Here is a 12,013-nt window from a genome sequence, read left to right as displayed (position 1 = left end):
GGTTAGATCACCTTCTTCCCAGTCTTAGCCTCGTAACGGATCTTTTCTTTCAATTTATTGATTCCATAAATTAATGCCGCTGGATTTGGCGGACATCCAGGTATGTAAACATCAACAGGTACTATTTGATCGACGCCTTTAACAACTGAATAAGATTTCACATAAGGTCCGCCAGCTGTTGCACAGGAACCCATAGCAATTACCCACTTTGGTTCTGGCATTTGATCATATAACCTGCGAAGAATAGGTGCCATTTTCTTTGTAACTGTGCCTGATACGATCATTACATCTGATTGGCGGGGGGAATTGCGATAGAATGTACCGAAGCGTTCTAAATCATAGTGCGCATTACTTGCCTGCATCATTTCAATCGCACAGCAAGCAAGACCGAAAGTCATAGGCCATAACGAGTTGCTGCGAGACCATGCTTTAATTTGTTCAAGCGTTGACATAAATACCGTTCTTTGTATCTCCTGCATATCCTCTTCTGGGATGTTTTCGATTCTTAGATCCATTTCAGCACCTTCTTCTTCCAAGCATAAATAAGACCGATAACAAGCATAAATACAAAAATTAACATCTCAATTAATGCAAAGATTCCGAGTTTTTCGTATGCAACAGCCCAAGGATACAAAAACACTGTCTCTACATCAAAAATAACAAACATAAGGGCAAAAATATAATAGCGCACATTGAACTGTACCCTTGAATCACTGAATGGTTCAAGTCCGCTCTCGTACGTGGTGTACTTCGAATCATACGGTTTATAAGGCCGCAAAAGCTTCCCTAAAAACAGCGCCACCACAGGTAACAAAATCCCCAGACATAGGAATACAAACACGATCAAATAGTTATTTTGATATAAATTTAGCATTTCCATGTCTATCCCCTCCAATGTTGTAAAATTTTTAATTCTTCAATATTTGTAACCGTAACCATTATAGCACTCTTCCAAATATGTGTCGACAAGCCCTAGTATATTATTGGAAAATCCCTCACCTGCCAAATAAAGAGTTATTTGCGTTTGGGAGCTCGCTCACAAAAAGCGAATAACTCTTTATTTGGCAAGCTTCAGCGATAGCTGAAGCCGGAGGTGCGGCAGCACATCCGGGTGAGGGATTTTCCAGCTGCCACACCCGGACGTCCACACATATCCCCCTCCACCTGAGCATTTGCGCCATCTCCCTGAAACAACTCCCCGATTACTCCCCGAGATGGCGCAAATGCGAACTGACATCCTTATTACATTTACTAGTCTTATAACTCCAGCATTTCCACAGGGTGGGGCAACAGACCGAAAGGGAGTTCCCATCTACCACACCCGGATATCGGCACATATCCCCCTCCACCTGAGCATTTGCGCCATCTCCCTGAAACAACTCCCCGATTACTCCCCGAGATGGCGCAAATGCGAACTGACATCCTTATTACTTTACTAGTCTTATAACCCCAGCATTTCCACAGGTTAGGGCAACAGACCGAAAGGGAGTTCCCAGCTGCCACACCCGGATATCGGCACATATCCCCCTCCACCTGAGCATTTGCGCCATCTCCCTGAAACCACTCCCCCGATTACTCCCCGAGATGGCGCAAATGCGAACTGACATCTTTATTACATTTACTAGTCTTATAGCCCCAGCATTTTCGCAGGCTGGGGCAACAGACCGAAAGGGATTTTCCAGCTGCCACAACCGGATATCGGCACATATCCTCTTTTTCCAATTTCCACCCCAGTCCATCTCCCATTAAAGGTCAATTTCAACTTTCTGTCAGTGAGATATGTCAACAAATCGTCATTTATTTTTCTCGGACAGAACGTCTCTTAAAATAAATCTATTCATTTCCTTAAAAATAAGAAGTTATTTTGAAAATACATAGATTTATAGTTAAATTTGCATCAAAATTCCTTTGGTACTGCAGGATAATCATGCTCATCTTTTATTTATCAGCCACTTTTGTTAATTTATCGACCACTTTTCTATTTTACGGGCTACTTTTCCGCATTTATCGGCCACTTTCCTATTTTTATAGGCCACTCCGCTCCATTGAGAGATTCTTTAAAATTTTTTCAGGAAATACTATTAGCATTCTATTTAAAAGACTTCAGCCTAGTGTATTTTTGATCTGAACCTCAGATTTAATTACTCTCACCTTCCAGTTACTGTCTATTTTTATGTAATCTGGTCAAACTGGCCATTAATCCGGTCACTTTCCTCCATATTCCGGTCAAAAATCCAATATTCCGGTTACTTCATCCATATTCCTTAAAAATACAAAAAAACACCTCCCAGTTACAACTGGGAGGTGTGATTGATGATTAAAATTGTCTTTCAGAAACATTAATACGGTTTAGTGCACGCTGTAGTGCTAGTTCAGCACGCTTGAAGTCGATGTTTTCACGTTTCTGATCGTTCAGACGCTTTTCCGCACGCTCTTTTGCACGAAGTGCGCGATCAACATCAATTTCATCCGATTGTTCAGCAGATTGTGCCAAAATAGATACTTTGTCTGGACGAACTTCTACAAATCCGCCGCTTACTGCTACGATGTCTGTTTTGCCTTGCGTTTTTAAACGGACGGCTCCAATCTGTAACGGTGCAACCATTGGAATGTGACCTGGTAAAATTCCGAGCTCACCGCTCTCGGCCTTTGTACTTACCATTTCCACATCTGATTCATACACCGGGCCATCGGGAGTAACAACACTGACTTTGATCGTCTTCATTTTTTACCCTCCTGGTCCGAGATTAGACTTCTACACCCATACGTTTTGCATTCTCAATCACGTCTTCAATGCGGCCAACTAGACGGAATGCATCTTCTGGAAGGTGATCATATTTACCTTCAAGAATTTCTTTAAAGCCTTTAACTGTTTCTTTAACAGGTACGTATGAACCTGGCTGGCCAGTGAACTGTTCAGCCACGTGGAAGTTTTGTGATAAGAATACTTGGATACGACGCGCACGCTGTACAACAAGCTTATCTTCATCAGAAAGCTCGTCCATACCAAGGATTGCGATAATATCTTGTAATTCTTTATATTTTTGCAATGTTGACTGTACTTGACGAGCAACAGCATAATGCTCTTCCCCAACAATTTCAGGTGACAATGCACGAGAAGTAGAAGCAAGTGGATCCACCGCAGGGTAGATACCCATTTCAGAAAGCTTACGCTCAAGGTTTGTTGTTGCATCTAAGTGAGCGAAAGTTGTAGCCGGTGCCGGATCCGTATAGTCATCGGCTGGTACATAAATCGCTTGGATAGAAGTAACAGAACCTACGTTAGTAGATGTGATACGCTCTTGTAATTTACCCATTTCAGTAGCAAGAGTTGGCTGGTAACCAACGGCAGAAGGCATACGGCCAAGTAGCGCCGATACTTCAGAACCTGCTTGAGTGAAACGGAAGATATTATCCATGAAGAAAAGAACGTCCTGTCCTTGGTCATCACGGAAATATTCAGCCATTGTCAAACCAGTCAAAGCAACACGCATACGTGCACCTGGCGGCTCGTTCATCTGACCGAATACCATTGCTGTTTTCTTAATAACGCCTGAATCCGTCATTTCATGATAAAGGTCGTTACCTTCACGAGTACGCTCACCTACACCAGCAAATACCGAAATACCGCCGTGCTCTTGAGCGATGTTATTGATTAATTCCTGGATTAAAACGGTTTTACCTACACCAGCACCGCCGAATAGACCGATTTTTCCACCTTTAATATATGGAGCAAGCAAGTCTACTACTTTAATTCCAGTTTCAAGAATTTCTACTTCTGTTGAAAGCTGCTCAAAATTAGGTGCTTCTCTATGGATAGAGTCGCGACGAGCATCTCCAGTAATAGCAGGATCCAAGTCGATCGTTTCACCTAATACGTTAAATACACGGCCAAGTGTAACATCACCAACAGGTACAGAAATTGGTGCACCAGTATCAATTACTTCACTACCGCGAGTTAAACCGTCAGTAGATGACATTGCAATGGTACGAACTGTATCATCACCTAAATGAAGGGCAACTTCAAGGGTTAAGTTGATGTCAACTTCAGATTCATTACGCGCTTTATTTACGATTGTCAATGCGTTATAGATCTCAGGAAGTTGTCCGCTTTCGAACTTTACGTCAACAACTGGACCCATAACTTGAAGAACGCGTCCTTTGTTCATCTTTTTCCCTCCGTTCATTTCAACACACAAAAGAGCAAGGGACCAGCTTGGCCCTTCTCTTTTGGATTTATATTTTATTTTTAGTCTAGCTTAAGCATTTCATTATTCCAACGCGGCTGCTCCACCGACGATTTCGGTAATTTCTTGTGTGATTGCCGCTTGACGAGCGCGGTTGTAGATTAAGCTGTATGAGTCAATAAGCTCTTTCGCGTTGTCAGTTGCACTTTTCATTGCGCTCATCCTTGCAGCATGTTCACTAGCCTTGCTGTCTAAAAGTGCTCCAAAGATTAAACTCTCTGCATATTGAGGCAATAAGACATTTAAAATCTCTTCTGCAGATGGTTCAAATTCATAAGATGTCAGTTTGTTAGATGTCGCAATATCGGTTAGTGGAAGAACTTTCTTCTCTGTAACATCCTGTTGGATCGCACTGACAAAGTGATTGTAGTACATGTATAGCTCATCAAATACCCCATCAGCAAACATATTCACTGTTTTATTTACAGTGTCTTTAATATCAGCAAATGTCGGCTGATCAGCTATTCCAGTAATGTCGAGAATAACGTTCATATCACGTTTCAAGAAGAATTCACGGCCCATCTTCCCTAAAGCGATAATCACATACTCATCTTTTGATTTGTGGCGCTTTTGAATGGTTTGGAATGCTAAACGCAAAACGTTACTGTTAAATGCACCTGCAAGACCACGCTCACCAGTAATAACTAAATAAGCTGTCTTTTTAACAGGGCGAGAGCTTAACATCGGATGCGTTGCATCTTTACTTCCTAAGGCTATGGATGCTGTAACCTCTTGAATTTTATCCATGTAAGGAACGAATTTCTTCGCATTCGACTCCGCACGGTTAAAGTTAGAGGCAGATACCATTTCCATCGCTTTCGTAATTTGGCTCGTTTTCTTTGTGGATGTAATCTTATTTTTTATATCTCTTAATGATGCCACAGGTTCTCACCACCTTATTTCAAAGTTTGTCAGACCCCGATTATTCGGAAACTGCGAAAGATTTTTTGAATTCGTTGATCGCAGCAGCCATATCATCATCAGAAGGAAGTTCCTTCGTTGTAGCGATATGGTCTAACAAATCTTTGCGGTTGTGGTCTAACCAAGAAAGGTATTCGGATTCGAAACGACGAATATCCTGTACAGGAATATCATCAAGGAAGCCACGAGTCAATGCATATAGAATCGCAACTTGCTTTTCAACTTTTAATGGTTTATTTAGATCCTGTTTTAATACTTCTACTGTACGAGCACCACGGTTAAGTTTTGCTTGAGTAGCTTTATCAAGATCAGAACCGAATTGGGCAAATGATTCTAATTCACGGTAAGATGCAAGGTCAAGACGCAGCGTTCCTGCAACCTTTTTCATCGCTTTAATTTGTGCGGATCCACCTACACGTGAAACAGAAAGACCTGCGTTGATCGCTGGACGTACACCAGAGAAGAAAAGGTCAGACTGTAAGAAGATCTGTCCATCTGTAATAGAGATAACGTTTGTCGGAATATATGCCGAAACGTCACCTGCTTGTGTTTCAATAAATGGCAATGCTGTGATAGAACCAGCACCTTTAGCATCACTTAACTTAGCAGCACGCTCTAGCAGGCGGCTGTGTAAGTAGAATACATCCCCTGGATATGCTTCACGGCCTGGAGGACGGCGTAATAATAAGGAAAGCTCACGGTATGCAGCAGCTTGCTTTGTTAAGTCATCGTAAACCACTAATACATGCTTTCCATCTAACATAAATTCTTCTCCCATTGAAACCCCAGCATATGGTGCTAAGTATAACAATGGAGCTGGCTGTGATGCAGAAGCTGTTACAACGATGGTATAATCCATTGCACCGTTTTTGCGTAACGTTTCAACTAATCCACGAACCGTTGATTCTTTTTGTCCGATTGCCACATAGATACAAATCATATCTTGACCCTTTTGGTTCAAGATTGTATCGATAGCTACAGATGTTTTACCCGTTTGACGGTCACCGATGATTAACTCACGCTGTCCGCGTCCGATTGGCACAAGCGCGTCAATCGCTTTAATTCCTGTTTGAAGCGGCTCGTGTACAGATTTACGATCCATAACACCGAAAGCCGGGCTTTCAATTGGACGAGTTTTTGTTGTATTGATTGGACCCATGCCATCAACCGGCTGTCCTAGCGGGTTAACAACACGACCGATTAACTCATTCCCTACAGGAACCTCCATGATGCGTCCCGTACGGCGTACCTCATCCCCTTCACGAATTCCAGTGAAAGGTCCTAAAATGATAATCCCGACGTTATTTTCTTCCAGGTTTTGCGCCATACCCATAACGCCGTTTGAAAATTCAAGAAGCTCCCCAGCCATGACATTGTCGAGACCATGAGCAAGAGCAATACCGTCACCAACTTTGATAACTGTACCTACATCACTCACTTGAATTTCTGACTGATAATTTTCGATTTGCTTTTTTATCAGCGCACTGATTTCTTCAGCTTTGATGCTCATGAGTTTCACCCCTATCTACGAATCTTATCCTAATAATTGACGTTCAAGACGATCTAGCTTACCGCGCAAGCTGCCGTCGAAAATCCGGTTTCCGATTCGAAGCTTGATGCCGCCGAGTAAATTAGTATCTACGATATTGTCAATGCGAAGTGATTTCTTGCCAACCTTTGCTGCAAATGATGATGACAGCGCTTCACGTTCCGCGTCTGTTAACGGGCGGATTGAGTAGACCTTTGCCTCTGCAATGCCTCTTGCATCATTTGCCATATTTACAAAGTGATCCGCCACATCAGATATTTCATCTTCACGATGGCGTTCAATTAAAAGCATTAACGTATTTAAAACGAATGTATTTACAGATGCAAATGCATCCTTTAAAATCTCCTTCTTCTTTTCAATTGAAAGCTTAGGAGACTTAAGCACTGCATGTAATTCGGAAGTTTCATTCATTACTTGTTTCACTGCACGAAGCTCTTCTTCCATTTGGTCAAGAAGCTGATGTTCATTTGCAAGCTGGAAAAGAGCTAACGCATAGCGCTTTGCTACCATAGAGCCCGTCATTGCTCTTCTCCTGCCTCTTGAATGTATTCGTTAATAAGCTTCTCTTGGTCCTCTGCACTCAATTCCTTCTCAATAACTTTAGAAGCAATTAATACAGATAGTGAAGCCACTTGTTCGCGAATAGCTGCAACTGCCTGTTCTTTCTGCTGTTCAATCTCAACCTTAGCAGATTGCTTAATGCGCTCAGATTCTGCACGTGCAGCAGCAATGATTTCCTCACGCTGTACATCGCCTTGTTTCTTTGCGCTTTCAATTAAGCCTTGCGCATCGTTGCGTGCTTCTTTCAGAAGGTTTCTTTGCTCTTCTAAAAGTTTCTTCGCTTCTGTACGGCTTTGTTCAGCCGCTTCAATTTCATTTGCAATATGTTCTTCACGTTCTCTCATGATGCCCATTAATGGACCCCATGCGAACTTTTTAAGCAAAAGTAATAAAATAATAAACGCAATCAACTGATAAATCATATCTCCACTGTTAAAACCGGTTGATGCACCTAATACTAAACTGTTTGATAACACCCTCGATTCACTCCCTTCAAGAGCTATAAGAAATGCAATAACGATGTTTCATATATTTAAATCTAAGATTTTTCAAATTAAAGGCACAAAGGAATGGCGAAGGTCCTCATCGAATGATCTTCGCCATTTTCAAATTGTTTAACTAGGAGTTACTGTCCAACAACCATGAATGCGATAACTACCGCGATGATTGGTAGTACCTCTACTAGACCTACACCGATAAACATTGTTGTTTGTAGCATTCCACGAGCTTCAGGCTGACGAGCCATCCCTTCAACTGTTCTTGAAATGATAAGACCGTTACCGATACCAGCACCTAGTGCTGCTAAACCTACTGCGATTGCTGCTGCTAATAGACCCATTCTAAATTTCCTCCTTGAATTGTATAATTAAATTTTTTTATTTGTGTTTTGTTCAAAATTGAACAGGGTATATATTAATGGTCTCGGCTCACTTTGTGTGCCATATAAACCATAGATAACATACAGAAGATAAACGCTTGGATTCCACCGATAAAGATCGAGAATCCTTGCCAAGCAACCGTTGGAATGATTGCCGCAAATTTGCCGGCCCAGCTGCCAGCAGCTAGAGTGCCAACTAGTAATGAAAGGAGAATTTCTCCAGCATAAATATTTCCATAAAGACGAAGACCTAATGTGAGGGCATTGGCAAATTCCTCAACAATCTTAATTGGAGACATGATCCAGAATGGCTTAAGGAATTCACGTCCATACCCGCCTGCTCCTTTTGCCTTAATCCCAAAGAAATGCGTTAAGGCTAGTACCATTAGAGACAAGGTCAATGTAATTGCGGGATCAGCTGTTGGTGATTTCCACCAGAGTTCCCCGTTATAAGTGATTGAAAATGGCAGACCAAGCATATTGGAAACAAAAATATACATAATCAATGTTAAAGCAAGCAGATGGAATCGTCCGCCATCCTTCCAATCCATCGAACTGTTAATAATGCCTTTAACAAAATCCATTACCCATTCAAGTATATTTTGCATCCCTGTAGGTTTCATGGCTAATTTCCTAGTAGCGAGAACAGCTATAATAAACACAACTGCACTAGCAATCGTAATCATCATAATATTCCCCAAGTTAAAGGTTAAGCCCATAAACTCAACTAAAGGAGCTCCATGATGCATTAATATTCACCTCTCTTCCCCGCTATTTACGTAAATGAAAAGTTTGAAGAAAAAAATCTATCATAATGACAACATAAGAAGTCATTAATCCAAAAACAACACTGATCAGATGAACCTTCTCGGGATATTCCATTGCGACGAATACAGCAAGCACTGCCATTGCCATTCTGGAAACCATGCCGAGTGAGCGTATCTTCTCACCGTTAGCGACCGCATTGCCAAATTGCTCTGTTTTTCTTGCTAAAAGCCACAAGTTAAACAAACTACAGGAAGTACCCAATACTAATCCAAGAAAGATAGATTGGTAAGAAGTAAATCCCCAGCCAAGAACATAAATTGACAACAATAAAAATATGTATTTTCGTTGTCTCACATAGGTAGCTTTTAATTCTGGCATTATGATTTATTCTCCTGTAAAAAAAATGATGGACTGCTTTGTTTGGGTTGCGGTCTTTTGATGCATAAAAAACGCATTCTCCCTCGCTTTGAGGTGAATGGTAAGTGGGTTTTGAGGTGTTACTAATTACTATTAGCAACATGCAGACGTGGGAATAATGACTGCCCAAATATTATGAAAACCCTATCATATTATACCCTTTGTAAGCATACAATAGGGGCTTGTCAATGTCAATGCATTTAAATTGAAAAAAGTCATATATATCAAGGGAAAGAAAGTGTGTTCACATTATTTTCATAATAATTTGAATCTTACCTATTGAAAAAGGGGTGATGTTCTGCTACACCCCTTTTATCAAGCATTTCAAGGTTTTCCATCCATTAAAAAAGACATTCATTTTAACAGCAATTTTTAAAAAACTTCACTTAAGCAAGCGAAAAGCTGAGACTTCCATTTCACCATTTGGCAATATATACAAATAGGATTCAAGCGCATCCTCTCTCCCTGCTTTTTTTGCAAAGACCTTAATTTTATAAAGACCTGGCTCTGGGAGCTTATCACTTTTTATTTCCTGCAGCAGCTGTCCTTTTCCTACCCCTCTTTTCCAATCAAGAAAATCTATGAAACGCAGGCTATCCGCATCAAACATGGCAATGCCGAATTCTTCCGCTCCTCCTGGCAGATAGACCTCATATCGGTACGTATCCGGTTTGTCTCCCTTTCCAATCCCAAAACCCATTACTCTTGGATAATTCGGTTCCTCAAGAACATAGATATAAGGAATATTGATTTCTTGTGATCCAGCTTTTAATTTAATGGTTCCATCATACACTTTCTTTTTAAAAACTTTCGGGTCAACTGCCAGTTTCAGCTCTAGCCGTTTTTTTTCTCCCGGCTTTAAATAGAAGGAAAGAGGCAGCGTCCAGCTCAGACCATTTTCAGCATGCGGAATGGAAAATGAGTACGAAAGCTGGGAATCACCTACATTTTCTACCGTAATATATCCATTATGTTCGTGCATGCGATCAGCTAGTTGAAACTTGCCAAACTGTAATGAGGCAGGCATAACGAGCGAATTCGATTTTAACGCCTTTTCCATTTGAATCCTTCCTGCTCCCTGCTCATATGCCCGGTATGGCTTTCCTTTCTTGTTTAAGAGCGGTTTTGCTGTATTCATGAGCGCTGCCTTTATTTTATCTGGACCCCAATCAGGGTGGGCTTGCTTGATAAGTGCACTTGCTCCTGCTACATGCGGAGCTGCCATGCTCGTTCCTTGCAGAGGCAAATACCCCCCTGGTACCGTACTATTTATAGCGACTCCTGGCGCAACGATGTCAGGTTTGATCTCCCAAGTAGAAGTCACTGGACCACGAGAGCTGAAATCGGCAAGAACATCCTTTTCTTCTATTATATAGGTCCTTGCAAAAACTTTTTCTTTAGATAGCTTTTTCCTTAGCTGCTCCCCTTTTGTTTTTGACAAAGCAGTTACCGGAATTGGCAGTTCTCTTTCTAAATTCCCGAAAAAGTTCCCCTTTGTATTATTGTAAATAATGACTGCTTTTGCGCCTGCTTCGTATGCGTTTAGCCCCTTTTCTGTAAAGGTAAGCTCTCCTCTTTTCAATAGAACAATTTTTCCTTGAACATCCTTCAGTTCATCCTTTCTTCCTAATCCGGCAAAAACCATTTCATGCGATTGGCTGATATCCCAATCAACCGAACCTTGCAGCGGTTCAAGCCTTAGCTTCTGACCCAATACCTCCAAGAAAGGAATTTTTATGTTTGGCGTGGATGCGCCAACAGAGATTGCCTTTGATGCCGTTCCCGGCGAGCCGACCGTCCAATGATTCGGACCGGAATTTCCCGAGGAGGTAACTGCTGTAATTCCTTTATCTACCGCTTTATTTAGTGCCATGCTTATCGGCAGATCCGGACCGTTCACGTTATTGCCAAGTGATAGGTTTAATATATCGACTTTATCTTTAATCGCCTGATCGATGGCGGCGATGACTTGTTCTGTTGTCCCGCTGCCTCCGGGACCAAGCGCGCGATAAGCAATAATCGTTGCTTCCGGAGCTACCCCTTGAATTTTCCCATTTGCCGCGATAATGCCAGCCACATGAGTCCCGTGCAGCGTGCCTTCTCCATTTGCCGCATTCGTTTCCATCGGATCTGTATCCCCATCAACTAAATCATGCCCGCCTCCATAGTTGACTCTTAAATCTGGGTGAGTGTAGTCGATTCCTGTGTCAATGATCCCAACCTTTACGCCTTTCCCTGTTAATCGCTGATTTTTTTGATCAAAAAATCCGCGAACCTCCTCACCGCCAATCATTTTTATATTCTCTTCCGCATGAACCTTATACGTATTAACCGGGGAGATGATTGTAGTGTTCACTCTTTTTGAAAGCTGCTCAATTTCTGCCTGCCTTCCCTTTACTGAAAAGCCCTGTAGAGCGTATTTATAAATATGACGAAGCTGTAAACGGGGAATTGAATGAACGAGTTTCTTAATTTCTTCCTCACTTTTTTCTTCGGATAAAACAATAATTGCAACGTCCTCCATATCAGAAGGCTCCATTGGAATTTGCGGGTGATTTAATGTTGATGCAAATACAGATGACTGAGATAGAACTAGGAGGATAACTGTAATAGCAGAGATGATTTTGTTCATGGAAAGCACCCTTTTTTGTTATAGGGTTTTCATTTTAATGA

General features: G+C 41.6%; 12 protein-coding genes. All 12 read right to left on the bottom strand.

Features of this window, described 5'->3' with window-relative positions; genetic code table 11:
- Positions 1–2: 2 nt before the first annotated feature.
- Positions 3–515: a NuoB/complex I 20 kDa subunit family protein gene (locus tag C1726_RS13420; RefSeq protein ID WP_053478556.1), complete on the bottom strand. Its 513-nt coding sequence runs from the start codon at positions 513–515 to the stop codon at positions 3–5.
- Positions 506–880 carry an NADH-quinone oxidoreductase subunit A gene (locus C1726_RS13415; protein ID WP_053478555.1) on the bottom strand — a complete coding sequence of 125 codons (375 nt, stop codon included), beginning with the start codon at positions 878–880 and terminating at the stop codon, positions 506–508. The genes C1726_RS13420 and C1726_RS13415 overlap by 10 nt, the downstream gene beginning before the upstream one ends.
- Positions 881–2,317: 1,437 nt before the next feature.
- Entirely contained in the window at positions 2,318–2,725 is a 408-nt protein-coding gene (locus C1726_RS13405; RefSeq protein ID WP_102273623.1) for a F0F1 ATP synthase subunit epsilon, read from the bottom strand.
- A 22-nt stretch (positions 2,726–2,747) separates the two neighbouring features.
- Positions 2,748–4,169 (bottom strand): F0F1 ATP synthase subunit beta, encoded by a 1,422-nt coding sequence (gene atpD, locus C1726_RS13400; RefSeq protein WP_102273622.1) that lies wholly within the window; start codon positions 4,167–4,169, stop codon positions 2,748–2,750.
- 102 nt (positions 4,170–4,271) lie between these two features.
- Positions 4,272–5,129, bottom strand: a complete 858-nt coding sequence (atpG, locus tag C1726_RS13395) for an ATP synthase F1 subunit gamma (RefSeq protein ID WP_102273621.1) — start codon at positions 5,127–5,129, stop codon at positions 4,272–4,274.
- Positions 5,130–5,169: 40 nt separating this feature from the next.
- Positions 5,170–6,678 (bottom strand): F0F1 ATP synthase subunit alpha, encoded by a 1,509-nt coding sequence (atpA, locus tag C1726_RS13390; RefSeq protein WP_102273620.1) that lies wholly within the window; start codon positions 6,676–6,678, stop codon positions 5,170–5,172.
- A gap of 24 nt (positions 6,679–6,702) precedes the next feature.
- Positions 6,703–7,239 carry a F0F1 ATP synthase subunit delta gene (locus tag C1726_RS13385; protein ID WP_102273619.1) on the bottom strand — a complete coding sequence of 179 codons (537 nt, stop codon included), beginning with the start codon at positions 7,237–7,239 and terminating at the stop codon, positions 6,703–6,705.
- A complete protein-coding gene (locus C1726_RS13380) occupies positions 7,236–7,754 on the bottom strand; it encodes a F0F1 ATP synthase subunit B (protein ID WP_102273618.1) in 519 nt (172 codons plus the stop codon). Before C1726_RS13380 ends, C1726_RS13385 begins: the two co-directional genes overlap by 4 nt.
- Positions 7,755–7,903: 149 nt before the next feature.
- Positions 7,904–8,116, bottom strand: a complete 213-nt coding sequence (atpE, locus tag C1726_RS13375) for a F0F1 ATP synthase subunit C (protein WP_053478547.1) — start codon at positions 8,114–8,116, stop codon at positions 7,904–7,906.
- Positions 8,117–8,190: 74 nt separating this feature from the next.
- Complete coding sequence (gene atpB / locus C1726_RS13370) at positions 8,191–8,904, bottom strand: F0F1 ATP synthase subunit A (RefSeq protein ID WP_102273617.1); 714 nt, start codon at positions 8,902–8,904, stop codon at positions 8,191–8,193.
- A 22-nt stretch (positions 8,905–8,926) separates the two neighbouring features.
- Complete coding sequence (locus C1726_RS13365) at positions 8,927–9,301, bottom strand: ATP synthase subunit I (RefSeq protein ID WP_102273616.1); 375 nt, start codon at positions 9,299–9,301, stop codon at positions 8,927–8,929.
- 421 nt (positions 9,302–9,722) lie between these two features.
- Positions 9,723–11,972: a S8 family serine peptidase gene (locus C1726_RS13360; RefSeq protein WP_102273615.1), complete on the bottom strand. Its 2,250-nt coding sequence runs from the start codon at positions 11,970–11,972 to the stop codon at positions 9,723–9,725.
- Positions 11,973–12,013: the final 41 nt, after the last annotated feature.

The organism is Cytobacillus massiliigabonensis (assembly GCF_900199725.1).
Taxonomy (GTDB): Bacteria; Bacillota; Bacilli; order Bacillales; family Cytobacillaceae; genus Cytobacillus; species Cytobacillus massiliigabonensis.
The sequence above is the reverse complement of the archived record's forward strand: the minus strand, read 5'-3'. Positions and strand labels throughout refer to the sequence as shown.

What these genes read in the sequence shown, in the direction of transcription:
- C1726_RS13420 (WP_053478556.1), bottom strand. Translation starts at nt 515, where the DNA reads ATGGATCTAAGAATCGAAAACATCCCAGAAGAGGATATGCAGGAGATA.
- C1726_RS13415 (WP_053478555.1), bottom strand. Translation starts at nt 880, where the DNA reads ATGGAAATGCTAAATTTATATCAAAATAACTATTTGATCGTGTTTGTA.
- C1726_RS13405 (WP_102273623.1), bottom strand. Translation starts at nt 2,725, where the DNA reads ATGAAGACGATCAAAGTCAGTGTTGTTACTCCCGATGGCCCGGTGTAT.
- atpD (WP_102273622.1), bottom strand. Translation starts at nt 4,169, where the DNA reads ATGAACAAAGGACGCGTTCTTCAAGTTATGGGTCCAGTTGTTGACGTA.
- atpA (WP_102273620.1), bottom strand. Translation starts at nt 6,678, where the DNA reads ATGAGCATCAAAGCTGAAGAAATCAGTGCGCTGATAAAAAAGCAAATC.
- C1726_RS13385 (WP_102273619.1), bottom strand. Translation starts at nt 7,239, where the DNA reads ATGACGGGCTCTATGGTAGCAAAGCGCTATGCGTTAGCTCTTTTCCAG.
- atpE (WP_053478547.1), bottom strand. Translation starts at nt 8,116, where the DNA reads ATGGGTCTATTAGCAGCAGCAATCGCAGTAGGTTTAGCAGCACTAGGT.
- atpB (WP_102273617.1), bottom strand. Translation starts at nt 8,904, where the DNA reads ATGCATCATGGAGCTCCTTTAGTTGAGTTTATGGGCTTAACCTTTAAC.
- C1726_RS13365 (WP_102273616.1), bottom strand. Translation starts at nt 9,301, where the DNA reads ATGCCAGAATTAAAAGCTACCTATGTGAGACAACGAAAATACATATTT.
- C1726_RS13360 (WP_102273615.1), bottom strand. Translation starts at nt 11,972, where the DNA reads ATGAACAAAATCATCTCTGCTATTACAGTTATCCTCCTAGTTCTATCT.